Annotated in this window: 25 protein-coding genes; 11 read left to right on the top strand and 14 right to left on the bottom strand. The window is 72.6% G+C overall.

Annotation, left to right across the window (positions count from 1 at the left end; genetic code table 11):
* Nucleotides 1–97: 97 nt before the first annotated feature.
* The 5 genes from Q5530_RS04085 to dnaA all read right to left on the bottom strand — a co-directional run bounded on the left by Q5530_RS04085 (nucleotide 98) and on the right by dnaA (nucleotide 6879).
* A complete protein-coding gene (locus Q5530_RS04085; RefSeq protein ID WP_380639422.1) occupies nucleotides 98–595 on the bottom strand; it encodes a DUF721 domain-containing protein in 498 nt (165 codons plus the stop codon).
* A 118-nt stretch (nucleotides 596–713) separates the two neighbouring features.
* Nucleotides 714–1829, bottom strand: a complete 1116-nt coding sequence (recF, locus tag Q5530_RS04080) for a DNA replication/repair protein RecF (RefSeq protein WP_415360795.1) — start codon at nucleotides 1827–1829, stop codon at nucleotides 714–716.
* Nucleotides 1830–1833: 4 nt separating this feature from the next.
* A complete protein-coding gene (gnd, locus tag Q5530_RS04075; RefSeq protein ID WP_415360794.1) occupies nucleotides 1834–2748 on the bottom strand; it encodes a phosphogluconate dehydrogenase (NAD(+)-dependent, decarboxylating) in 915 nt (304 codons plus the stop codon).
* 31 nt (nucleotides 2749–2779) lie between these two features.
* Nucleotides 2780–3913 (bottom strand): DNA polymerase III subunit beta, encoded by a 1134-nt coding sequence (gene dnaN / locus Q5530_RS04070; RefSeq protein WP_415360793.1) that lies wholly within the window; start codon nucleotides 3911–3913, stop codon nucleotides 2780–2782.
* 1322 nt (nucleotides 3914–5235) lie between these two features.
* A complete protein-coding gene (dnaA, locus tag Q5530_RS04065; protein ID WP_415360792.1) occupies nucleotides 5236–6879 on the bottom strand; it encodes a chromosomal replication initiator protein DnaA in 1644 nt (547 codons plus the stop codon).
* Nucleotides 6880–7343: 464 nt separating this feature from the next.
* On the opposite strand from dnaA, the gene rpmH reads away from it, so the two are divergent.
* Genes rpmH through Q5530_RS04040 form a run of 5 tightly spaced genes read left to right on the top strand, consistent with a single transcriptional unit; the run spans nucleotide 7344 to nucleotide 9758 of the window.
* On the top strand, nucleotides 7344–7487 hold the full coding sequence (rpmH, locus tag Q5530_RS04060; RefSeq protein ID WP_033428178.1) for a 50S ribosomal protein L34: 144 nt from the start codon (nucleotides 7344–7346) through the stop codon (nucleotides 7485–7487).
* Nucleotides 7488–7500: 13 nt separating this feature from the next.
* Nucleotides 7501–7872 (top strand): ribonuclease P protein component, encoded by a 372-nt coding sequence (gene rnpA / locus Q5530_RS04055; protein ID WP_415360791.1) that lies wholly within the window; start codon nucleotides 7501–7503, stop codon nucleotides 7870–7872.
* On the top strand, nucleotides 7869–8141 hold the full coding sequence (gene yidD, locus Q5530_RS04050; protein ID WP_380639432.1) for a membrane protein insertion efficiency factor YidD: 273 nt from the start codon (nucleotides 7869–7871) through the stop codon (nucleotides 8139–8141). Before rnpA ends, yidD begins: the two co-directional genes overlap by 4 nt.
* A gap of 3 nt (nucleotides 8142–8144) precedes the next feature.
* The gene (yidC, locus tag Q5530_RS04045) at nucleotides 8145–9197 is read left to right on the top strand and encodes a membrane protein insertase YidC (RefSeq protein ID WP_415360789.1); all 1053 of its coding nucleotides are present in this window, start codon (nucleotides 8145–8147) and stop codon (nucleotides 9195–9197) included.
* Between the two features lie 18 nt (nucleotides 9198–9215).
* Nucleotides 9216–9758 carry a protein jag gene (locus tag Q5530_RS04040; RefSeq protein WP_380639436.1) on the top strand — a complete coding sequence of 181 codons (543 nt, stop codon included), beginning with the start codon at nucleotides 9216–9218 and terminating at the stop codon, nucleotides 9756–9758.
* A 136-nt stretch (nucleotides 9759–9894) separates the two neighbouring features.
* Here Q5530_RS04040 and Q5530_RS04035 read toward each other — a convergent pair whose 3' ends face one another.
* Nucleotides 9895–10026 (bottom strand): hypothetical protein, encoded by a 132-nt coding sequence (locus Q5530_RS04035; RefSeq protein ID WP_415360787.1) that lies wholly within the window; start codon nucleotides 10024–10026, stop codon nucleotides 9895–9897.
* Between the two features lie 378 nt (nucleotides 10027–10404).
* Between Q5530_RS04035 and Q5530_RS04030 the strand changes: the two genes are divergently transcribed.
* The 4 genes from Q5530_RS04030 (at nucleotide 10405) to Q5530_RS04015 (ending at nucleotide 13774) form a co-directional block, all read left to right on the top strand.
* A complete protein-coding gene (locus Q5530_RS04030) occupies nucleotides 10405–10863 on the top strand; it encodes an NUDIX hydrolase (protein WP_415360785.1) in 459 nt (152 codons plus the stop codon).
* A gap of 216 nt (nucleotides 10864–11079) precedes the next feature.
* Entirely contained in the window at nucleotides 11080–11757 is a 678-nt protein-coding gene (rsmG, locus tag Q5530_RS04025; protein ID WP_380639440.1) for a 16S rRNA (guanine(527)-N(7))-methyltransferase RsmG, read from the top strand.
* A gap of 110 nt (nucleotides 11758–11867) precedes the next feature.
* Nucleotides 11868–12782 carry a ParA family protein gene (locus Q5530_RS04020; RefSeq protein ID WP_380639442.1) on the top strand — a complete coding sequence of 305 codons (915 nt, stop codon included), beginning with the start codon at nucleotides 11868–11870 and terminating at the stop codon, nucleotides 12780–12782.
* Nucleotides 12779–13774 carry a ParB/RepB/Spo0J family partition protein gene (locus Q5530_RS04015; protein WP_415360783.1) on the top strand — a complete coding sequence of 332 codons (996 nt, stop codon included), beginning with the start codon at nucleotides 12779–12781 and terminating at the stop codon, nucleotides 13772–13774. Before Q5530_RS04020 ends, Q5530_RS04015 begins: the two co-directional genes overlap by 4 nt.
* Nucleotides 13775–13858: 84 nt before the next feature.
* On the opposite strand, the gene Q5530_RS04010 is transcribed toward Q5530_RS04015, so the two are convergent.
* Nucleotides 13859–14803 (bottom strand): D-alanine--D-alanine ligase family protein, encoded by a 945-nt coding sequence (locus Q5530_RS04010; RefSeq protein WP_415360782.1) that lies wholly within the window; start codon nucleotides 14801–14803, stop codon nucleotides 13859–13861.
* Nucleotides 14804–14818: 15 nt separating this feature from the next.
* Nucleotides 14819–16153, bottom strand: a complete 1335-nt coding sequence (locus Q5530_RS04005; protein WP_415360780.1) for a PLP-dependent aminotransferase family protein — start codon at nucleotides 16151–16153, stop codon at nucleotides 14819–14821.
* Nucleotides 16154–16297: 144 nt separating this feature from the next.
* Between Q5530_RS04005 and Q5530_RS04000 the strand changes: the two genes are divergently transcribed.
* Together Q5530_RS04000 and Q5530_RS03995 are read left to right on the top strand one after the other, a co-directional pair.
* Nucleotides 16298–16936, top strand: coding sequence for a GNAT family N-acetyltransferase (locus Q5530_RS04000; protein WP_380639450.1), 639 nt, complete (start codon nucleotides 16298–16300; stop codon nucleotides 16934–16936).
* Nucleotides 16937–17166: 230 nt separating this feature from the next.
* Nucleotides 17167–17391: a hypothetical protein gene (locus Q5530_RS03995; protein ID WP_415360779.1), complete on the top strand. Its 225-nt coding sequence runs from the start codon at nucleotides 17167–17169 to the stop codon at nucleotides 17389–17391.
* A 53-nt stretch (nucleotides 17392–17444) separates the two neighbouring features.
* On the opposite strand, the gene Q5530_RS03990 is transcribed toward Q5530_RS03995, so the two are convergent.
* From Q5530_RS03990 to Q5530_RS03965, 6 genes are all read right to left on the bottom strand, one after another.
* Nucleotides 17445–18593 (bottom strand): N-acetylmuramoyl-L-alanine amidase, encoded by a 1149-nt coding sequence (locus tag Q5530_RS03990; RefSeq protein ID WP_415360778.1) that lies wholly within the window; start codon nucleotides 18591–18593, stop codon nucleotides 17445–17447.
* Between the two features lie 171 nt (nucleotides 18594–18764).
* Entirely contained in the window at nucleotides 18765–19091 is a 327-nt protein-coding gene (gene trxA, locus Q5530_RS03985; RefSeq protein ID WP_415360777.1) for a thioredoxin, read from the bottom strand.
* Between the two features lie 28 nt (nucleotides 19092–19119).
* Complete coding sequence (gene trxB, locus Q5530_RS03980; RefSeq protein ID WP_415360776.1) at nucleotides 19120–20112, bottom strand: thioredoxin-disulfide reductase; 993 nt, start codon at nucleotides 20110–20112, stop codon at nucleotides 19120–19122.
* A 102-nt stretch (nucleotides 20113–20214) separates the two neighbouring features.
* A complete protein-coding gene (locus Q5530_RS03975) occupies nucleotides 20215–20994 on the bottom strand; it encodes an anti-sigma factor family protein (RefSeq protein ID WP_415360774.1) in 780 nt (259 codons plus the stop codon).
* On the bottom strand, nucleotides 20991–21608 hold the full coding sequence (gene sigM / locus Q5530_RS03970; protein WP_380639462.1) for an RNA polymerase sigma factor SigM: 618 nt from the start codon (nucleotides 21606–21608) through the stop codon (nucleotides 20991–20993). The genes Q5530_RS03975 and sigM overlap by 4 nt, the downstream gene beginning before the upstream one ends.
* Nucleotides 21609–21699: 91 nt before the next feature.
* Nucleotides 21700–23229, bottom strand: a complete 1530-nt coding sequence (locus tag Q5530_RS03965) for a protein kinase family protein (protein WP_415360772.1) — start codon at nucleotides 23227–23229, stop codon at nucleotides 21700–21702.
* Between the last annotated feature and the right edge of the window lie 19 nt (nucleotides 23230–23248).

Genomic DNA, 23248 nt, shown 5'->3' with positions numbered 1-23248 from the left:
CCGGACGCCCGGGAGGCGGACCGGCGGGCGGTGGGGTGAAAATCGGCTGGTGAGCGCTCACCGCGCCACAGGATCGCCGCTGCGGCCCCGGCGGCGGTCACCCGTAGGTGTCACGTGGTCCGCGGCCGGGCACGTGCCTGGGGCCGAAGCGCCAGTTGGGCGCCGCCGGGCCCTGCACCTTCAGCTTCTTCACCACGCCGTCGCCGACACCCGCGGCGATGCGCTTGAGCAGCTCGCGCTGGAGCAGCCGCAACTGGGTGGCCCACGCGGTGGAGTCGGCCTGGACGGTCAGCTCGCCGTCCTCGAAGGCCACCGGTCGGGCGTGCTCGGCGACGTCCTCGCCGACGAGCTTGGCCCACCGGCCGAACACCTGGCCGGCGGCGAGCCGCTCGGCCCAGCCGCGGTCGGAGGCGAGCCGGGACGCCAGCCGGCCCAGCGGCTGGGGGTCGCGGTCGTCCGGCCCGGCACCCGACCAGCGGCGCCGGCGCCGGGCGGCGGGGTTCCGGGTGCCCTTGCGGACGCCGCGCACGCCGCGCTCCTTGGCGGAGGCGCGGGCGGCCTCCAGGGCCGCGCGGGCCAGGTCGGACCCCGTCAATCCACCCTCTTGAGGGACGGAGCCTGTGGATATGTCCGATTCCACGTCAGAGTTATCCACACCATCCACAGGTTTGTCCCCAGATGTGTACCCACTCACATCCATTCGGGTGACATCGTCAGGCACGATGCACCTCCCCGTGTCCGACGACGAAGCGGATGCCCTCCAGCTCCTCGGGCACATCCTCCTCGACCGCCGCGGTGATGAACACCTGCTCCGCCGCGGCGGCCACCTTCGCCAGCTGCCGCCGCCGGCCGCGGTCCAGCTCGGCGAACACGTCGTCCAGCACCAGCACCGGCTCGGCGCCCTCGGCGCGCAGCAGCTCGTACCCGCCCAGCCGCAGCGCCAGCGCGAACGACCACGACTCGCCGTGGCTCGCGTAGCCCTTCGCGGGCAGGTCGCCGAGCACCAGCTCCAGGTCGTCGCGGTGCGGCCCGACCAGGCAGACGCCCCGCTCCACCTCCTGCGACCGCACCCGGTGCAGCTCCGCCAGCAGCGCGTCCTCCAGCACGTCCCGGTCGTGGGTGCCGGGGAACGCCTCCCCCAGGCTCGACCGGTAGGTGATCCGCGCGGGCCGCGACTCCGGCGCCACCTCCGCGTAGGCCGCGGCCACGTGCGGGCCGATGTCCGCCACCAGCGCCAGCCGCGCGGCCAGCAGCTCCGCGCCGTGCCGGGCCAGGTGCCCGTCCCACACGTCCAGCGTGCTGCCGTCCGCGCCGCGCGCCGCGCGCATGCTCTTGAGCAGCGCGCCCCGCTGCTTGAGCACCCGCTCGTAGTCGCCGCGCACCCCGGCGTAGCGCGGTGCCCGGCTGGTCAGCAGCTCGTCCAGGAACCGCCGCCGCTCACCGGGGTCGCCGCGCACCAGCGCCAGGTCCTCCGGCGCGAACAGCACCGTGCGCAGGATCCCCAGCACGTCGCGCGGGCGCGGCACCGGGCCGCGGTTGATCCGCGCCCGGTTGGCACGCCCCGGCGTGACCTCCAGCTCGACCAGCAGCTCGCGCCCCTCGTTGACCACCGCCGTCCGCACCACCGCGCGGGACGCGCCGTGCCGGACCAGCGGCGCGTCCGTGGCCACCCGGTGCGAACCCAGGGTGGCCACGTAGCCCAACGCCTCGACCAGGTTCGTCTTGCCCTGGCCGTTGCGCCCGACCAGCACGCTCACGCCCGGCTCGAACGCCAGGTCCGCGTGCTCCCAGGACCTGAAGTCGGTGACCTGGAGGTGCCGGACGTACAACGGGTCAGCCCTGGGTGGAGCCGGAACCGGAGGAGGGGCCGGCGACCTGCACGGAGTGCCCGCCGAACTGGTTGCGCAGCGCCGCCACGGCCCGCATCGCGGGCGAGTCGTCCTGGCGCGACGCGAACCGGGCGAACAGCGCGGCCGAGATCACCGGCGCGGGCACCGCGTGGTTGATCGCCTCCTCCACCGTCCACCGGCCCTCGCCGGAGTCCTCGACGTGACCGCGCAGGTCGTCCAGCTCCGGGTCGGACTCCAGCGCCCGGACCAGCAGGTCCAGCAGCCAGGAGCGCACGACCGTGCCGCGCTGCCACGCCTTGATCGTGGCCGGCACGTCCTGCACCAGCTCGGACGCCTCCAGCAGCTCGAAGCCCTCCGCGTACGCCTGCATCAGGCCGTACTCGATGCCGTTGTGCACCATCTTCGCGAAGTGGCCCGCGCCGACCGGGCCCGCGTGCGCGAAGCCCTGCTCGCGGGGACCCTCGGGGCGCAGCGCGTCGAAGATCGGCACGGCCCGCTCCACGTGCTCGGGCTCACCGCCGACCATCAGGCCGTAGCCGTTCTCCAGGCCCCACACGCCACCGGACACGCCGCAGTCCAGGTAGCCGATGCCCTTGGCGCCGAGCGCCTCGGCGTTGTGCTTGTCGTCGGTGAACCGCGAGTTGCCGCCGTCGATCACCAGGTCGCCCGCCTCCAGCAGGTCGCCGAGGTCGGCGATGGTCTGCCGGGTGATGTCACCGGCGGGCACCATGACCCACACCACGCGCGGCGCGCTGAGCCTGCCGACCATGTCGGCGAGCGAGTCGGCGTCGGTGACTTCGGGGTTGCGGTCGTAGCCGACGACCTCGTGCCCGGCGCGGCGGATCCGCTCGCGCATGTTGAAGCCCATCTTGCCGAGGCCCACGAGTCCGAGCTGCACGGTCGTTGTCTCCCCTACGTCTGTGTGGTGGTCAGCCGGGCAGGCGCACGGGCATCAGCAGGTAGAGGTAGCCGGGCGCCACGTTCCCATCTTCGTCCACCGGCTTGAGGAGCGCGGGGCGACTGGGTGTGGTGAAGGACAAGTGCGCCCGCGGGGTGCGCACCGCCTGGAGGCCCTCCAGCAGGTAGGAGGGGTTGAACGCGATGGTCACGGGGTCGCCGGTGTACTCGACCGGCAGCTCCTCCTCGGCGCTGCCCTCGTCGTCGCCGCCCGCGGACAGGCGCAGGCCCGCGTCCACGAACTCCAGCCGGACCTGCGTGCCGCGCTCGGCGACCAGCGACACGCGCTTGATCGCCTGCACCAGCGCGTCGACCCCGATCACGGCGGCGGCCGAGTGCTCGGTGGGCAGCAGCTGGCGGTACTTGGGGAAGTCGGCGTCGAGCAGCCGGGTGGTGGTGCGGCGGGTCGCGCCGGACAGACCCAGCAGCCCGTCGTTGCCCAGCGACAGCTCCACCTTCGCGCCGGACGCGCCCAGCGTCTTCGCGGCGTCGTTGAGCGTCTTGGCCGGGACCAGGACGGAGACCTCGCCCAGCGTCTCGTTCGGCTCCCAGGGGAACTCGCGCATGGCCAGCCGGAAGCGGTCGGTGGCGACCAGGGTCAGCTTGCCCTCGCCGATCTCCAGGCGGACGCCGGTGAGCATCGGCAGCGTGTCGTCCTTGCCCGCCGCGACCGCGACCTGGGTGACCGCCTCGCCGAACACCTCGCCCGGCAGCTCGCCCGCGAGCTGGGGCATGGTCGGCAGCTGGGGGTAGTCCTCGACCGGCATGGTCGGCAGGGAGAAGCGGGCGCTGCCGCACGAGATCGTCATCCGCGAGCCGTCCACCGCGATCTCCACCGGGTGGTTCGGCAGCGCCTTGGTGATGTCGGCCAGGAGCCGACCGGACACGAGCGCCTTGCCCCCGTCGGCGATGGTGGCCGGGACACCGCACTGCGCGGACACCTCGTAGTCGAACCCGGAGACGGTCAGCGCGTCCCCCGAGCCGTCCTCCGCGCCGGCGTCGAGCAGCACGCCACCGAGCACCGGCACAGGCGGCCGTGACGGCAGGCTGCGGGCGACCCAGGCGACGGCGTCGGCCAGCCCGTCCCGCTCGACGCGGATCTTCATGGGGCGTCCTTCCTCAGGTCGGCATGAGCGGCAACAGAGTGCGTTGCGGTGGGGGTTTGGGAGCCGCGTCCCTCTCGGGTCGGTGCCGAACCGGTCCGACCCTCGGTGCGGAGGTCCCACCGTAGAGCGTCGAGGCGTCGTTCGTCATCTCGGGTCCGCCCCGGGGCGGAGGCGGTGTCCCCGGGGCCTGTTTTTCTTTTGCTCTCTCCTTCAAGGGAAGACAACAGCAACAGCAGTAGGGGCTGTGGATTGTGTGGACAACCTCTGTTCTGCCTGCTCGTCGCCCACTTGGAGGTGTGGACGAACACGGGTGGTCACCCGGGGACAAGTCGGTGTCCCCGGGGAGAACTACGGAGGTGCTCCGTTCGGTCCACAGGAAGGCCGAGTTGTCCCCGGGTTCATCCCCGGGTGTGGGCCGAGTTCTCCCCGGGTGCTGCACAGGGTGATCGTGGCGCGGATCTCGCCCGTCGGTACCCACCACCAGCCCTGTGGACAACTCGAACCCGCTGGTTCCCGCGCTGGTGGCGGCCCCGGCCCCGGGTGCCGACCTGGGGCGACGGACTCGAGGGAGTTGCCCGGTGGGCCGGTCGGGCTCGATCGGGTGGTCTCGCCGGATCGGCCCGCGAACGCCCGGATCACCCGGGTGCGGCGGGCGTCGGGAGGGGGTTCAGGCGCCCGCACCCGGGTGCGGCGGCGCGCCGGCGGTCGGTTCCGCGCGCCCCCGGGTGCGGGCCGGCGGTTCCCCGGGTGCGGCGGGCGGCACCCGGGGGCGACGGCGCCCGGGTGCGGGGAGGTTCGCCGGGTGCGCGCGGCGGTGGGCGGGGTGGGGTGGGAGGCGGCGGAGTGCCCGGGGCTCGGGGGCGGGCGATGACGCGGGCGGGTGCGGCGGCGCGGACGCGGACGGCGGACGCGGGGGTGGGGGTGGGGGTGGCGACGCGGCGGGGGCACAGGCGGGGGCATGAGCCGGGGGCAGTGCCGCGGGCGCGGGCGCGGCGGAGGCGAGGCACGGCATGGCACGGGCGAGGCGGAGGCACGGCGCGGGCATGGCGGAGGCACGGCGCGGGCACGGGCCAGGGGCGCGGCCCACGCCCGTGGGCAGAGGGCGTGGGGCGTGGGCAGGGGGGCGTGGGCAGGGGGGCGCGTGGGTGTGGGCAGGGCGCGGGCGGGGTGGCTTGCCGGGAGGTCGGGTGGCAAAACTCGGCCTGGGCAGCGGGCGTGGGGGCCGCGCCGGTGCGGGAGGTGCCCAACAAGAGGAGCGCTCACGAGCGAAGAGCCCGCCGTCGCCGGCGGGCTCAGTCGGGCTCAGGGGGCGGGGACCCGCGTCAGGGGGTGTGGCGCGCCCGCTGCTTGATGCGCGAGGTCAGCTCCTGCACCTGCTCGTACACGCGCCGCCGCTCGGCCATCTCCTTGCGGATCTTCTTGTCCGCGTGCATGACCGTCGTGTGGTCGCGGCCGCCGAACGTCTGGCCGATCTTCGGCAGCGACAGGTCCGTCAGCTCCCGGCACAGGTACATGGAGATCTGCCGCGCCTGCGCCAGCACCTTGGTCTTGCCCGGCCCGCACAGGTCGTCGATGCTCACGCTGAAGAACTCGGCGGTGACCGCCATGATCGTCGGCGCGGTGATCTCCGGCGCGTGCGAGTCCGGGATCAGGTCGCGGAGCACTATCTCGGCCAGCTGCACGTCCACCGGCTGCCGGTTGAGGGAGGCGAACGCCGTGACCCGGATCAGCGCGCCCTCCAGCTCCCGGATGTTGCGCTCTATGCGCGCGGCGATGAACTCCAGCACCTCGGCGGGCGCGGCGAGCCGGTCCTGGGCGGCCTTCTTGCGCAGGATCGCGATCCGGGTCTCCAGCTCGGGCGGCTGGATGTCGGTGATCAGGCCCCACTCGAACCGGGTGCGCAGCCGGTCCTCCAGGGTCTCCAGCCGCTTCGGCGGCCGGTCGGAGGACACCACGATCTGCTTGTTGGAGTTGTGCAGCGTGTTGAACGTGTGGAAGAACTCCTCCTGCGTGCCTTCCTTGCCCTCCAGGAACTGGATGTCGTCGACCAGGAGCACGTCGATGTCCCGGTAGCGGCGCTGGAAGGCGACCTTGCGGTCGTCGCGCAGGGAGTTGATGAAGTCGTTGGTGAACTCCTCCGTCGACACGTACCGCACGCGCATGCCGGGGAACAGCCGCTGCGCGTAGTGCCCGACGGCGTGCAGCAGGTGCGTCTTGCCCAGCCCGGACTCGCCCCAGATGAACAGCGGGTTGTACGCGCGGGCGGGCGCCTCGGCCACGGCCACCGCCGCCGCGTGGGCGAAGCGGTTGGACGCGCCGATGACGAAGGTGTCGAAGTTGTACTTCTCGTTCAGCCGGGTCTGCGAGGCCACCGGGTTGGCGGGCCGGGTGTAGGGGGTGCCGCTCGGCGCCGCCGGGTGGCCGCCGCCGAACGTGGGCCAGATCTCGTTGGCCGCGGCCAACGCCTCGGCCTGCTCGTCGACCTCCTCGCCCTCGCCCTCCTGCTCGCCGTCGGCCTCGCCCTCGGCGGTCGACGGCACGCCGACCAGCGGGGCGCCGACCGCGAGGGGCGCCGGTCCGGGCTTCACGGGCGGACCGGGCACCGCGCCCAGGCCCGGCACCGCGCTCAGGCCGGGCCTGATCCCCGGCACCACGCCGGACAGGCGGGACGGGGTGTGCACGGGGATCGGCGCGGTCAGCGGCTCCGGCGAGTCGACCTTCACCGCCAGCGACACGGCCCGCCCGAGGCGGCGGGACAGGGCGGCGGTGATGGGCTCGCGCAGCGCGCGCTCGATCGCCTCCTTGGCGAAGTCGCTCGGCGCGGCCAGCAGCGCGGTGCCGTCGAGCAGCCCGATCGGTCTGGTCACGCGCATCCAGGCGCGTTGCTGGGGGGACAGCGTGCTGGCGGCCAACTCCTGCACGACCTGTTCCCACACGAGACCCAGGTCGGTCTGGTGGTCGGACACCTCCGCGCTCCCCTCCCCTCGATGACTGCTCCGCGGTCAGTCCCCCGGGACTTCCACGACGTGGACACGGAGAATAGAGGCATCCACAGAGTTATCCACAACTGTGCACGAACGCGCGTCGGAGCGCAGCGGCTCCCCCCGTTGCTTCCCGAGCACCTTGGTGGTGTGCGGTGGCCTTCGCGCCGGCCCGCACCTCCCAGCGAAGGCAGCACGCTAACAAGGGTGCCGCCCCTGCCACAAGACGCACTGCGGCGCAAGCGTTTTACGTGCCGGTTCGGGTCCCGGCCGCCCTCCGCCCCGGCGGCGCCGCGTCCCCGGGGGTGACCCCGATTTGGACCGGGCCCGGTGGCCTGCGTACCCTCGTAACGTCTCCCTCTCGCGCGGAGCGCTGCTTCGCGCGCCTCGAAGATCAGGTAGGGGACGACCACAGACCTGCTTGGCAGTTAAGCACCGGGAGTCCGACCGTGAGCAAGGGTAAGCGCACCTTCCAGCCCAACAACCGCCGCCGTGCCAAGACCCACGGCTTCCGGCTGCGCATGCGCACCCGTGCCGGTCGCGCCATCCTGGCCGCGCGCCGCAGCAAGGGCCGCAAGCAGCTGTCCGCCTGATCGCCGCAGCGCCGTGCTTCCCGCGGCCAACCGGCTGACCCGCAGCCAGGACTTCGGCCTGGTGGTCCGCCGGGGCCGCCGGGCCGGCCGGTCCCGGCTGGTGGTGCACGTCCTGACACCGGTCGAGGCCACGGCGAGCACGGCCACGTCGGCGCAGCCCACCTTGGAAGCCTCCAAGGTGGGCTTCGTCGTGAGCAAGGCCGTGGGCAACTCCGTGGTGCGGCACCGGGTCAGCCGCCGGCTGCGCCACGTGGTGCGCGATCGGCTGAACTCCCTGCCGCCCGGAACTTCGCTGGTGGTCCGCGCGTTGGCACCGTCGGCCGACGCGGACAGCGCCGAGCTCGGCCGCGACCTCGACGCGGCGCTGCGCAAGGTGCTGCGATGACGACCTCCCAGGCGGGCCCCGCGGCGCGGGCCCTGCTGCTCCCGGTGCGCTTCTACCGGAAGTTCATCTCGCCCGCGCTGCCTCCGACCTGCCGTTTCCACCCCAGTTGCAGCACGTACGCGGTGGAGGCGTTGACCGTCCACGGTGCGCTGCGCGGTTCCTGGTTGACCCTGCGCCGACTGGGCCGCTGCGGCCCCTGGCACCCTGGTGGCCTGGACCCGGTTCCGCCCAAGCGGGACGCGGTCCCCGACCTTCCTGCCGAGGAGTAGCTAGTGCTCAACTTCATCTACTACCCGGTGTCCTTCATCCTGTGGTGTTGGCACTGGGTGTTCGGCCACGTCTTCGGCGAGTCGAGCGGGTTCGCGTGGGCGCTGGCCGTGGTGTTCCTCGTCTTCACGCTGCGCGCCCTGCTGTTCAAGCCGTTCGTCGGCCAGGTGCGGTCGATGCGGAAGATGCAGGAGTTCGCGCCCGAGCTCCAGAAGATCAAGAAGAAGTACGGCAACGACCGGCAGCGCCAGGCCCAGGAGATGCAGAAGCTCCAGGCCGAGCACGGCGTGAACCCGCTGGGCGGCTGCCTGCCGATGCTGGTGCAGATCCCGGTGTTCATCGGTCTGTTCCACGTGCTGCGCTCGTTCCGGCCCGGCTGGGGCGAGGTCTACTTCTTCGACGCGGACGGCGTGAAGTCCTTCGTCGAGGCCAAGCTGTTCGGCGCGAACCTGTCGACCTTCATCACGATGCCGGCCGACGAGCTGGCGAAGTTCGCGACCGAGCGCAACGCGGTCATGCTGGTCTCGATCCCGTTGATGATCATCGCGTCGATCGCCACGCACTTCACCGCGCGGCACTCGGTGGCGCGGCAGACGCAGGCGGCGGCGGACAACCCGCAGACCGCCATCATGAACAAGCTGACGCTCTACATCTTCCCGCTGGGTGTGCTGGTCGGCGGTCTGTTCTTCCCCGTCGCGATCCTGCTGTACTGGCTGAGCAACAACGCGTGGACGCTGGGCCAGCAGTACGTGGTCTACCACAGCATCGACCGCGAGGAAGAGGCCAAGAAGGTCGAGGCGACCGCGCAGCGCCAGGCGCTCGCCCCCAAGCCGGGGCAGAAGCCGAAGCCCGGCGCCAAGCCGCAGCCGGGCGCCAAGCCGGTGACCGGTGCCAAGCCGCAGCCGCAGCCGCCGGGCGAGCAGGCCGACACCGAGCCGCCGGCCAAGCCGGACGCGCCGGGCGGGTCCACCGGGACGGCCAAGCCGTCCACCGAAGTTCCCGGTCTGAGCCCAGGCCGATCCGCGGGCAAGAAGCAGGGCAACAAGAAGCGTCGTTGACCCTGGAGAGGAGACATCGTGTCGGAGACGTTGCAGGCGGCCGACGTGGACGCGCCGGAGGCCGGGCAAGCACCGGCGGCGCGGTCGGGGAACTCGGAGGACCTGCTCGTCCAGGAGGGCGACATCGCCGGGGACTACCTGGAGCGGCTGCTCGACCTGCTCGACTACGACGGTGACATCGACCTCGACGTCGAGGCCGGTCGGGCGGTCGTCAGCATCGACGGCGGTGAGGACCTGGAGAAGCTGGTCGGTCCCCGCGGCACCGTGCTGGAGTCGTTGCAGGAGCTGACCCGGCTGGCCGTGCAGCAGGAGACCGGTGTGCGCAGCCGGCTCATGCTGGACATCGCCGGGTGGCGCGCGGGTCGCCGGGCCGAGCTGGCCGAGCTGGGGCGCACCACGGCCGAGAAGGTGGTGGCGACCGGCGAGAAGGTGCGGTTGCAGCCGATGACGCCGTTCGAGCGCAAGGTGGTGCACGACGCCGTCGCCGCGGTGGCGGGCGTGCACAGCGAGAGCGAGGGCGAGGAGCCGCAGCGCCGCGTGGTGGTGCTGCTGAAGTCCTGAGCGGGCGGACGCGCGTGCGGAAGGCCCTGGTTCCCGGTCGGGAACCGGGGCCTTTTGCGTTGGGGGGCGCGAGCGGCGCTTCACCTGCCGGTGGGGTTTCGCGTCCCCTGTCGGTGGTGCTCCCGGGGCCGGCGGGTCAACGCGCGATCACCGGGTACCGCTCGTCCGCCACCTCCCCGCCCCGCAGCGCGGGGTCGGTCAACCGCCGCACCTCAAGGTCCAGCCGCGCCGGCTCGTCCGGCGTCAGCGCGCACACGACCGCCGCCACCCCGGAGCCGCCACCCCGGAGTCGCCACCCCGGAGCCGCCACCCCGGAGCCGGCCGGCCCGGAGCCGCCACCCCGGAGCCGGCCGGCCCGGAGCCGCCACCCCGGAGCCGGCCGGCCCGGAGCCGCCAGGCCCGGAGCCGCCAGGCCCGGAGCCGCCAGGCCCGGAGCCGCCAGGCCCGGAGCCGCCAGGCCGTAATCGCCAGGCCGTAATCGCCAGACCCGGAGTCGGCCGGCCCGGAGTCGGCCACCTCGAAGTCGGCCGGCCCGCTGGGGTGCCGGAGATCGCGCGGGTGCCCCATCGTGCTCAGCGCCCCCGACCGGATCGCGTACACCGCAGCCCCCTTCCCCTCCTCGCGTTTCACGTGAAACGGTCGCGGCATGAGCGAGATCATCAGCCGCCTCCGCGTCGCCGCCTACGCCGTGATCATCGACGACGACCGCATCCTGCTGTCGCGCTGGCTCGGCCCGACCGGACCCCGGTGGATCCTGCCCGGCGGTGGGCTCGACCACGGCGAGGACCCGTACGACGCGGTGATCCGGGAGGTGTTCGAGGAGACCGGCTACCACGCGGCGGTGGATCGGCTGCTGGGCATCCAGAACGTCCACGGCCCGCTGCGGCACAACGAGGTCGAGTACGACTACCACCGCATCCGGATCATGTACGAGGCGCACGTGGTCGGCGGCGAGCTCACCTTCGAGGTGGGCGGCTCGACGGACCAGGCCGCGTGGTTCCCGCTCGACGAGGTGCCGGAACTCGACCCGGTCGAGTCGGTCCACTACGCCCTCGCCCTGCTGCGGTCCTCCCCTGCCGACGGCCGGATCGCCGGTTCCACGTGAAACCGGGGGACGTTTCACGTGGAACACGCGATTCGCTCGCGGGTTTCACGTGAAACGCGTCGGACTCGCCGTGGCGTTTGGCGTGTCGGCGGGGTGATCCGTCATAGTGGGCACCGGCACATCTCGCCGGGCGCACAGCCCGCCGACGAGAGGTCGACCCCCATCAACCGCACCGACGACGCGTGCGGTTTCACGTGGAACGTCCCGGACGGAGTCATGGCCGAAGAGGTGGAAGACCGTGCGAAGCGGGTGTTCGGCGACCGCTACGAGAAGGCCGTCGCCTTCGCGGACCTGCTCACCGAGCACGGCGTCGAACGCGGCCTGATCGGTCCCCGCGAGGTCGACCGCCTCTGGGAGCGCCACCTGCTCAACTCGGCCGTCATCGCGGAGCTGTTCCCCGAGGGCAGCCGCGTCGTGGACGTGGGCTCGGGCGCGGGACTGCCGGGAATTCCCCTGGCGATCGCGCGCCCGGACCTCGACCTCACCCTCCTGGAACCGATGGCCCGCCGGGTGGCGTGGCTGACCGAGTGCGTCGGGGTGCTCGGTCTGGACGTCACCGTGCTCCGGGGACGGGCCGAGGAGGGGCCGGTGCTCGACCGGCTGGCCGGCTGCGACGTCGTGACGGCCCGCGCGGTGGCCCCGCTCGACCGGCTCACCCGGTGGTGCCTGCCGCTGCTGCGGCCCGGCGGCCGCCTGGTGGCACTCAAGGGCGAGAGCGCCGAGGAGGAACTGGCCCGCGACGCCGAGGCGGTGCGCAGGGCCGGCGGCGTCCGGGCCCGCGTCACCACCTGTGGTGGCGAGGTGCTCGAACCGCCGACGACAGTGGTACTCGTGGAGCGCGAAGACCAGGCGAGCGGCCGTGACGGCGCGCGGCGCAGAAGGAAGGATCGGTGAACGTGTACCCCGACCCCCGTCAACCGGTGTTCCGAGCGGCCGGTGTTCCACGTGGAACCACGCCGCGCGACACGGTGGGGGCAGGCGAAGTGCTCCGCTCTGCGAGCAACGTGAACCCGGTAAACAACGTGGACCCGGCAGGAGACAGCACCGTGTGGACTCCCATCGCGGAAGAAGCGGCACGCGCGACTCGCGTCCTCCACCCCGACTCGCTCCAACTCCCCCGCCCAGCGCGTCGCCGCGTCTTCACCGTCGCCAACCAGAAGGGCGGCGTGGGCAAGACCACCAGCACGGTGAACGTGGCGGCGGCGCTCGCCATCCACGGGCTCAAGGTCCTCGTCATCGACCTCGACCCGCAGGGCAACGCGAGCACCGCGCTGGCCATCGAGCACCGCTCCGGCACGCCGTCGGTGTACGAGGTGCTGATCGGTGAGATCTCCGTCGCCGAGGCGGCCCAGGTCAGCAACCAGTCCCCCAACCTCTACTGCGTGCCCGCTACGATCGACCTCGCCGGCGCGGAGATCGAACTGGTCTCGATGGTGGCCCGCGAGTCCCGCCTGAAGGAGGCCCTGAGCCCCGAGGCGCTGGACACGATCCAACCGGACTACGTGTTCATCGACTGCCCGCCGTCGCTCGGCCTGCTGACCGTCAACGCGATGGTGGCCGCGCAGGAGGTGCTGATCCCGATCCAGTGCGAGTACTACGCGCTGGAGGGGCTCGGGCAGCTGCTGCGCAACATCGAGCTGGTGCAGGCGCACCTGAACCCGACCCTGAACGTGTCCACCATCCTGCTCACCATGTACGACGGCCGCACGAAACTGGCCGACCAGGTGACCAGCGAGGTGCGCGGCCACTTCGGCGACACGGTCCTCAGGACGGTCATCCCGCGCAGCGTGAAGGTGTCCGAGGCGCCGGGCTTCGGTCAGACGGTGCTCACCTACGATCCCGGTTCACGGGGTGCGATGAGCTACCTCGACGCGGCACGCGAGATCGCCGAGTACGGCGCGCGGATGGGGTCGGCATGACGGAACAGCGCAGGGGTGGCCTCGGTCGTGGTCTCGCGGCCCTGATCCCGAGCGGTCCCCCGCCGGGCGCGCCGGCGCCCGTCAGGGTGGCGTCGAACGGCGGGTCGTCCGCCCCCGTGCTGGACACCAACTGGCACACCACGACCTCCTCCCCCACCGGGGAGGTGGCCGGTGCGGTGTACCAGGAGCTGCCGGTCACGTCGATCCGCACGAACCCGAAGCAGCCGCGGCAGGTCTTCGACGACGAGGCGCTGCGCGAGCTGGAGCACTCGATCCGCGAGTTCGGGCTCATGCAGCCGATCGTGGTGCGCTCCACCGGGCCCGACTCCTACGAGCTCGTCATGGGCGAGCGGCGGTGGCGGGCGACCCAGCTGGCGGGGCTGAAGACGATCCCGGCGATCGTCCGGCAGACCGCCGACGACGTGATGCTGCGCGACGCGCTGCTGGAGAACATCCACCGCGTCCAGCTGAACCCGCTCGAAGAGGCGGCGGCCTACCAGCAGCTGTTGCAGGAGTTCGGCGTCACGCACGAGGAGCTGGCCGACCGCATCGGCCGCAGCCGCCCGGTGGTCACCAACACCATCCGGCTGCTGAAGCTCCCCCTCCCCGTGCAGCGGCGGGTGGCGGCCGGTGTGCTGTCCGCCGGGCACGCCCGCGCGCTGCTCGGCCTGGACGACCCGGGCGTGCAGGAGGAGCTGGCGACCCGGATCGTGGCGGAGGGCATGTCGGTCCGGGCGACCGAGGAGGCGGTGACCCTCGCCAAGGGCGCCGAGCCGGCCAAGGCGAAGCAGGCGCGGCGCAAGCCGATGCAGGCGCCGGGTCTCCAGGAGTTGGCCGAGCGGCTGTCGGACGACTTCGACACGCGGGTGAAGGTCGAACTCGGGCAGCGGAAGGGCCGGATCGTGGTCGAGTTCGGTTCCGTGGACGATCTTGAGCGGATCATCTCGATCATGTCGCCGGAAGCGACAAATCGGACACGATCGGGCGACTAGGGATCACACCGGGGACTTATGTCACGGTTACGATTGCGGCCCGTGTCCGAGTGGACACGGGCCGCAATCGGCTTTCCGGGGTCGTCAGCGAGCCACCGCGCGCTCGACCAGACCGGCGTAGATCTCCCCGAGGGACCGGCCGGCCGCCTCGACCGCCATCGGCAGCAGCGAGGTCTCGGTCAAGCCGGGCGAGACGTTCACCTCCAGGAAGTGGACCGTGCCGTCGGGCGCCACGACGGCGTCCGTCCGCGACACGTCGCGCAGACCCAGCAGCCGGTGCGCCGACACCGCCAGCTCCCCGACCGCCTGCGCGGTCTTCTCGTCCAGTCGCGCCGGCGCGTGGAAGTCGGTCAGGCCCGCGGTGTACCGGGCGGTGTAGTCGTAGACGCCGCTCTCCGGCACGACCTCCACCGGCGGCAGGGCGCAGGGCCCGTCCGGGCCGTCCACGACCGCCACGGCCACCTCGACGCCCTCCACGTACCGCTCCGCCAGCACCGTGTCGCCGTAGGCGAGGCAGCCGACCATCGCGGCGGGCAGCTCGGCGGCGTCCCGCACCACCCGGGCGCCCAGCGCCGACCCGCCCTGGTCGGGCTTGAGCATCAGCGGCAGCCCGAGCCGGTCGACCATCGCGTCCAGCACGGGCTGCGCGCCCAGCTCCCGGAACGTCGCGTGCGGCAGCACGGCCCACTCCGGCGTGACCAGGCCCGCACGGGCCACCTCGCCCTTGGCGGTCGGCTTGTCCCACGCCCGGCGGCACGCGCGGGGGTCCGTGCCGACGAACGGCACGCCGAGGAGTTCCAGGATCGTCTGCACCGACCCGTTCTCCCCCTCGCCGCCGTGCAGCGCCACGACCACGGCGTCCGGCCGGTGCTCCTTCAGCCGGGTGAGCAGGTTCGCGTCGGCGTCCCACTCCTCCACGACCAGACCGACCGAGCGCAGCGCCGCGGAGAGCCTGCGACCGGACCGCAGGGACACCTCCCGCTCGTGCGAAAGGCCACCGGACAGCACTGCGACCCAGCGGTTGGACAACGTCTCTTCTCCTGATCAGGCGGTGTCGGGCGACGGGGTCTGGGGACCCCCGGAAGAACGCGACTCGACGGCGCGGTTCGGCGACGTCGGGCCGAACGTCTCGTGCAGCTCCACCTCGTCCTTGATGACGTTCGCCAGCCGCCGCACGCCCTCGCGGATGCGCTCCGGCGTCGGGTAGCAGTACGAGATGCGCAGCTGGCGGCTGCCCAGGCCGTCGGCGTAGAAGCCGGTGCCCGACGCGTACGCGACGCGCTGGGTGACGGCCCGCGGCAGCATGGCCTTGGTGTCGATGCCCTCGGGCACGGTGATCCACACGTAGAACCCGCCGCTGGGTTTGTTCCACGTGGAACCGAGCGGCATGTGCTGCTCCAACGCGGAGATCGCCGCGTCGCGCCGCTCGCGGTACGCCTCGCGGTAGGTCTTGATCTGGCCCTTCCAGTCCTGGGTGGCCAGGTAGCGGGACACGATCATCTGGTTGAGCGTGGGCGGGCACAGCGTGGCCGACTCGGCCGCCAGCACCAGCTTCTCCCGCACGGCGTGCGGCGCGAGCACCCAGCCGACCCGCAGGCCGGCGGCGAAGGTCTTGGAGAACGAGCCGAGGTAGACCACGTTGTCCGGGTCGGTCGACCGCAGCGCCGGGTAGGTGACCCCGTCGAAGCCCAGCAGGCCGTACGGGTTGTCCTCGACCACCAGGATGCCGTGGGCGCGGCAGATCTCCAGGATTTCCGCCCGGCGCTGGACGGCGAGCGTCACGCCGGCGGGGTTGTGGAAGTTCGGGATCGTGTAGAGGAACTTGATCCGCCGGCCGGCCCGCCCGACCGCCGCGATCGCCTCGCGCAGGTTCTCCGGCACCAGGCCGTCCGCGTCCATGGCCACGTGCACGACCTGCGCCTGGTAGGCGGCGAACGAGCCGAGCGCGCCCACGTAGGACGGGCCCTCGGCCAGCACCACGTCACCCGGGTCGCAGAAGATGCGGGTGACCATGTCCAGGCCCATCTGGGAGCCCACGGTGACCACGACGTCGTCCGGGTGGGCCTTGATGCCCTCCAGGGCCATGACCTCGCAGATCTGCTCGCGCAGCTCGGGCACGCCGTGCGCGCTGCCGTACTGGAGGGCCACCAGGCCCTCGGTGGCGATCAGGTCGCCCACCTCGGCGCTCAGCGAGTCGAGCGGGAGCGCCGCCAGGTGGGGCATCCCTCCCGCCAGGGACACCACCTCCGGCCGGCTCGCCACCGCGAACAGCGCCCGGATCTCCGATGCCGTCATGCCCGCCGTCCGCGCCGCGTATCGGCGCAGGTGGGGGTCGAGACTTCTGGCACCCTGCTTCGGGGGCTGATCGGGTAGGTTCACGGGGAACTCCGTTTGGTGGATTTACCGGCGGGTATGTTCCCGCCCGAGTGTAACGGCCGTCCCGTTCGGGGCATCTGTCTTCCGGGCCGGGGTCACAACCGCATATCCTCGTACGGGGTGTCCGCCGGGGGCTTGGAGGTCGGGGTGTCGCGTCGTGTTGTGGGCGTCACCTTGGACAACCTGGAGCACCTGGCCAAGCACAGCCGCACGTGCGTCTTCTGGGAGCTCGCGCCCCACCTGAAGGAGCAGGCCGAGGAGTTCGGCGACACCGAGTTCGAGAAGGAGGCCTGGGTCTCCAGCGTTCTGCTCGAATGGGGTTCGTGCGGTCGGATCATCTACTGCGACGGCATCCCGGCGGGCTCGGTGTTCTACGCGCCCCCCGCGGCCGTGCCCCGCTCGCTGGCCTTCCCCACCTCCCCCGCCAGCCCCGACGCGGTGCTGATGACCGGCCTGGAGGTGCTGCCCGAGTTCCGCGGTGGCGGCCTCGGCCGGGTGCTGGTGCAGACCGTGGCGAAGGACCTGACCCGGCGCGGCGTGAAGGCGATCGAGGCGTTCGGCGACAACCGCCCGGACGAGGGCCAGAGCTGCGTGACGCCGGCCGACTTCCTGCTCCAGGTGGGCTTCAAGACCGTGCGGCCGCACCCCCGCTGGCCGCGGTTGCGGCTGGAGCTGCGCAGCGCGTCCTCGTGGAAGGAAGACGTCGAGGCGGCGCTGGAGCGGCTGCTCGGCTCCGTGACGGTGTCGACCGCCCCGGTCGCCGAGCCGAGCCTCCGCCCCGCCTGAACTCCCCGCTCCACCCGCGGTTCTCCTCCCGCGCGTTGACGTGCGGGCAGGTGCCCGCACAGCGAGGGGCGGAGGCGGACGTGAGGCCCGGTTCCGCGTACGTGACCTCCGTCGGGAGCACGCCCGGGAGGGTGCGGGAGGCGCCGACCTCTCGGCGGAGTACCGCGCCGCGGGCGTGTGACCCACCTGGCGGACAGCGGGCCCCCGCGTCCTCAATAAGATCGACTTCCGTGGACACCGGGGCGGAGATCCAGCGCGAAGTGCTCGCGGAGGTCGAGGGTCGGCGCGACTTCCAGCGGCTCCAGCGGATGCTGGAGGACTGGCAGGCGCGGGGCGTCCCGGCCGAGCTCCTGGCCGACGAGCTGACCGACCTCATGCTCGACCTGCGGGCCCAGAACCGGGCGGACGACGAGGACGCGGTGGGCCGGGTCCTGGACACCCTCAGCGGCTGGTGAGGCCCGGGGCCGGCGCGCGGGCACCCCTGGGGTTCCCGCCGGCCCCGGGGGGCTCAGCGCGCCTGGCCGAACGCCACCTCGTGCCGCACCAGGTCGTCCAGGGTGAAGGTGCCCGTGGGCTGGTCGTCCTTGCCCAGCAGGTACAGCCGCTTCACCGCGACCAGGATGCCCTCGGCCACCACGTCCCGGAACGACGGGTTCGCCAGCCGCTGCCGGTCGCCGGGGTTGGTCAGGTAGCCGACCTCGATGCGGACCGCCGTGCACCGGGTCATCCGCAGCATGTCCCACGTCTTGGCGTGCGCGCCGCAGTCCGGCAGCCCCGTCCGGGCCACGATCTCGCGCTGGATGATCCCGGCCAGCGCCTCGCCGACGGTGGACGTGGTGCCCGCGCCGCCGGTGCTGCCGAAGTGGAAGGTCGCCACCCCGGAGGCCAGGGGCGAGTGGTTGGCGTCGACGTGCAGCGACAGGATGAGGTCGGCGCCCGCCTCGTTGGCGAACCGGGCCCGCTCGCCCTCGTCGGGGTTGTTGCGCGGACCCCGCGTGAGCAGGGCCTCCATGCCGGTGGCGGCCATCTTGCCCTCCAGCAGCCTGGCCAGGTCCAGCATCAGGTCCGCCTCGGACACGCCGTCGACCACGACACCGCGGTCCTCGCCGCCGTGGCCCGGGTCGATGATGATGCGCTTGCCCGACAGCCTCGGCCCGGCCCGCCGGACCCGCTCCTGCTCGCGCAGGAACACCGGCCGGCCGCCGCGCACCTTGGGCTGGAGCTGGCGCAGCGCGCGCACCGTGTCCGGCCCGCACATGCCGTCGGAGATGAGGCCGTAGTCGCGCTGGAAGTTCTTCAGGGCCTGCTCGGTCTGCTGGCCGAACTCGCCGTTCGCGCGGCCCGCGTCGTAGCCCAGCTCCAGCAGGCGCTCCTGGAGGGCGGAGACGTCGTCACCGGTCACCGGCTGCGCCATCAGGAACGCGAGCGGGCGGTCGCCGAGCCGGTAGGTCGCGTCGCGCAGCGCGCGGTAGGTGGCCGGACCGACGACACCGTCGGTGATGAGACCCCGCTGCTGCTGGAACGCTCGCACGGCGTGCTCGACCGGGAGGTCGAACACCTGCGACGGCTGCGGATCGGACAGCAGGCCGAGCTTGGTCAGCGTGGCCCTGACCTCGGCGACGTCCGGTCCGAAATCCCCGCGGCGGAGTAGCGGCATGCACCCCTCGCTCAACTAGGCGCCGACGGGTGTCGACGCGGAACTTGACGCCTCATTGTGCCTTGCTCAACCGGCGCCCACTCGCGGGGCTACTGCGTGTGGTTACTGCTCCACGAACGAGTGACCCGTCCCTCCTCGGAAGAAGACGGACGGGTCACTCGAACGGGTGCTTCAGAGCACGTCGGACAGGTCCTTGAGCAGCGCGGCCTTCGGCTTGGCGCCCACGATCTGCTTCACCGGGCGACCGCCCTGGAACAGGATCATGGTCGGCACCGACATGATCTGGTAGTCGCGGGCGATCGAGGGGTTCGCGTCGATGTCGAGCTTCGCCACGGTGATCTTCTCGGCGTGCTCGGCGGCGATCTCCTCCAGGACCGGGGCGACCATCTTGCACGGGCCGCACCAGGTCGCCCAGAAGTCGACCAGGACCGGCTTCTCGCTGGTCAGCACGTCCTCGGTGAACGTCTGCGCGGACGTGACCACGGTGGAGCCTGCCATTGTGTTGTTCTCCTCTTCGGCGTGGGGTTCAGCTGGTGGTGACGGGCTCGCCGTAGCCGCCGCCGACGTGCTCGGCGGTGACCGCGGCCTCCGCCTCACCGTGCTCGGCGAGCCAGCGCTCCGCGTCGATCGCGGCGGAGCAGCCCGAGCCGGAGGCGGTGATGGCCTGGCGGTAGGTGTGGTCGACGAGGTCGCCCGCGGCGAACACCCCGTCCAGGTTCGTGTGCGTCGTGCGGCCCCGGACCTGGACGTAGCCCTCGTCGTCCAGCTCGACCTGGTCCGCGACCAGGGAGCTGCGCGGGTCGTGGCCGATGGCGACGAAGAACCCGGTGAACGGGTGCTCGCTCACCTCGCCGGTCCGGGTGTCGCGGACCTTCAGCCCGGACACCGAGTTCTCGCCCAGCACCTCGACGACCTCGGCGTGGAGCAGCCACTTGATCTTCTCGTTGCTCCGCGCCCGCTCCAGCATGATCCGGGAGGACCGGAAGTCCTCGCGGCGGTGGATGATCGTGACCGAACGGGCGAACTTGGTGAGGAAGGTGGCCTCCTCCATCGCCGAGTCGCCGCCGCCGACCACCGCGATGTCCTGGTCGCGGAAGAAGAAGCCGTCGCAGGTGGCGCAGGCCGACACACCGCGGCCGAGCAGCTCCTGCTCACCGGGCACGTTCAGGTAGCGGGCCGCCGCGCCCATGGCCAGCACGACCGCGCGCGCCGAGTAGCGCTTCCCGTTGGCCGTGACGTGCTTGACCGGGCCGTCGAGCTCCAGGGCGTCGACGTCCTCGGCGCGCAGCTCGGCGCCGAAGCGCTTGGCCTGCTCGCGCATCTGCTCCATCAGGTCCGGGCCCATGATGCCGTCGCGGAAGCCCGGGTAGTTCTCGACCTCGGTGGTGGTCATCAGCGCGCCGCCGTACTGGGAGCCCTCGAACACCAGCGGTTCGAGCTGGGCGCGTGCCGCGTAGACCGCCGCGGTGTACCCGGCGGGCCCCGATCCGACGATGATCAGGTTCCGAACGTCCGACACCCTCGACCTCCGTAAGTCGTCCCGGACCGGGGTCACCCGGCCCGGCTCTTCGCTCAACGGATCGTAGGGTGCGGTAATTCCGCACCGGTCGGGTGAGCTGGACTACGGTTCGATGGTGCTGTTGGCGAGCACGCCGTCGGGGTTGTCCGGGCCGCACGTGTCGGGGTCGACCACCACGATCCGGTAGGCCCCGGGCGAGCCACCCGGCAGGATCGCCATCACGGCCGGCTTCTCGTCCAGCGAGATCGGGCTGACGCCGAGCGGCTTGCCCGCCGCGATCCCCGCGCCGGCCAGGCACCCGGCCAGCTGGTCCTGGTTCTCCAGCGGGCCGTAGTTCTGGGCCTTGAGCACGTCGCCGAACACCGGGCCGAAGTTCTCGTCCCGCACCGCCAGGGGCGGCGCGTCACCGGGGCCCCCGCTGGCGGTGACCGGCGAGTTCGAGGGCGTCGCCCCGGCCACGCTGTCGGTGGCGCTGTTGTCCCGAGGCACCGTCAGCACGGCGATGCCGACCGCCGCGGCGGCCGCCACCAGGACGCCCGCGCCCAGGCCGAGGCGCTTGTTGCGCTTGGCGCGGGCCGCGGCGAGGTCGAGCACCGGCGCGGCGGGGCGGAACTCCTCGGCCGCCCGGCGGGCCTCCTGGGCCAGCGCCGCGTCGATCCGCTCGGCCACCTCGCGCGGCATCGGGATCGGCGGCGCGTCACGCAGTCCGCGCAGGTCGTGCAGCGTCGCGTCGAGCGCGGCCAGGATCTCCCGCGCCTCGGGGTCGTCCTCGACCAGGGGGCGCAGCTCGGCTTCGGTGCCCGGGTCCAGGACCCCGGCGTGCAGATCGGCCAGCAGGTCGACGGACCACGGCGGCCCCGAACGCCGCGCATTGCCGGTCATCGTTCCTCCCACTGACGTCCCTGTTGCACCTGCACATCGTTTCCTGGGACGTTCGCATCTGCACCCTGGTTCCGGAGGTGCCCCAGAACTTTGGCCAGCTTCGCCCGCCCGCGGGCGCAGCGCGACTTCACGGTTCCCTCCGCGATGCCGAGCATCCGCGCGGTCTCCGCCACCGAGTACCCCTCCACGTCGACCAGCACGATCGGGGCGCGCTGCTCCTCCGGCAGCTCGTTCAGGGCGTCCCGGATGATCAGCCGGGTCTCCCGCTCGGCCATCGCGTCGCGCGGCGCGACCGGCTCGCCGGGACCGGCCTCGGGCAGCGGTACGGTCGGTCTGGTTTGTCGCCGCCGCATCCGGTCCAGGCAGGCGTTCACCACTATTCGGTGCAGCCACGTCGTGACCTGCGACTCGGCGCGGAAGCTGCCCGCGGCCCGGAAGGCGGAGATGAACGCCTCCTGCAACGCGTCGGCCGCTTCCTCGGGATCGCGCAGGGTGCGCAGGGCGACGGCCCACATCCGGTCCCGGTGCCTGCGCACCAGCTCCGAGAAGGCGTGCGGGTCACCGGCGGCGTGCGCCGCGATCAGGGCTGCGTCCGAGCTGGCTGCGGCGGTCACGCGAAAGAGGGTATCGGTGCTGCCCCGGTGCGGTCCGATCACCCGTGCGGGGAGGCGCGCCCACCGCGGTCGGGCACGCCGGTCAGCGGACCTACTGGGCCCGCGTGTAGACCAGTTCCGCGATCTCCGACTTGTTGTTGCGGCCGCTGCCCGCCAGCTTCGTCACCCACACCAGGACCTGCTGGGCCGGGTCGTGGTCGTTCAGCTGGATCTGAGTCTGCCCCGCCGACAGGGTCGCGGTCCCGATGACCCTCGTCTCCTCCAGCGGCGCGTTCGGCGCCCCGGCCACCCGGATCTCCACCACCGTGCCCTCGCTGGGCGAGGTGATGGTCACCGACGCCAGCTTGACCGGCTCGGCGAAGCCCGCCATCAGCCCGATCCCCGGCTTGAGCGCCGGGAACGGCTGGAAGTAGTTCTCGGTCTGCCACACCGTGGTCGGGTTGCCGTCGGCCGCGCGGCTGGCCCGGTTGGCGTTGTCCGGCTGGTTGGTCACGTCGTACACGCCGACCGACGCGGGCTGCACCGGTCCCGCCGGCCGCGGCGCGGGTGGCGCGGGCTGGCCGCTCTGCCCCGGCTCGGCCGACTGCCCGATCACCACGGTCGGCCCGCCGCCGCCGGTCGGCTCGTCGCTGAAGAAGCTCACGATCTGGAAGCTCAGCCAGGCGATCACGCCGAGCGTGGCCACCGCCAGCACGGCCACGCTGATCATCAGCTTGCGCTTCTGCTCCTTGCCGCGCACCGGCCGCTGCGTGGTCCACACCGCGCCGTCGTCCGCGTCGCCGCCGGGCACCGGGTCGATCATCGCGGTCTGCGCCTCGGACGAGGAGATCTGGTCGAGCACCTGGAGGATCGCCGCGCTGGTCCGGATGCCGCCGACGCTGGTGTCCTCCAGGCTGCGCACCGCCACCGACGACAGCTCGTGCGGCACGTACGGGTGGATCGCGCTCGGCGCGAGCACCGCCCCGTCCGGCCCGGTCGGGGCCACCGGCACGCTCTCCGGGCCGCCCGGCAGCGCCCACTTGCCGGTGAGCAGCAGGTACAGGACCGCGCCGAGGCCCTTCACGTCGTCGCGCGCGATCGCGTCCGGGCGCGGGCCGGGGAACGCCAGCCGCAGCCGGCCGTCCGGCGTGACCCGGATGCGCTGCGGGTGGTCGGCGCCCAGCACCAGGCCCGCGTGGTGCGCGCCCTCGATGGCCGCGCCGAGCGGTTCCAGCAGCCTGGTCGCCGCGCCCGCCTGGAGCGGGCCCTTGGCGATCAGCGCCACGAGCTCCGAGCCCTGGGTCCACTCGGCCACGACGATGCCGAGGATGCCGTCACCGAGCTGAATCCCGGCACCGGGCGTGAGCACGTCGATCACCCGGGCGACGCCCGGGTGGGTGAAGCTGGCCGCGTGCGTGGCGCGTTCGGTGATCCGCTTGGCGCGCGCCACCGAAGCCTGGTCGGCCGGGTTGCCCACCAGGACGGTCAGCGCCACGTCCCGGTTGAGCTGCCCGTCGCGGGCCCGCCACAGCTGCGCGTCGCACCGGCGGTCCACTCCGGACGCTTCCAGCAGCCGGTAGCGGCCGCCACCGATCACCCCGCCGGGGACCAGCGAGGTGTTCTGGATCGGGCCGCTGCTCACGGCCCTGAGAGTACGGGAA

The organism is Saccharothrix sp. BKS2 (assembly GCF_047689505.1).
Taxonomy (GTDB): Bacteria; Actinomycetota; Actinomycetes; order Mycobacteriales; family Pseudonocardiaceae; genus Actinosynnema; species Actinosynnema lopnurensis.
This window is presented reverse-complemented; position numbering and strand designations above follow the sequence as displayed.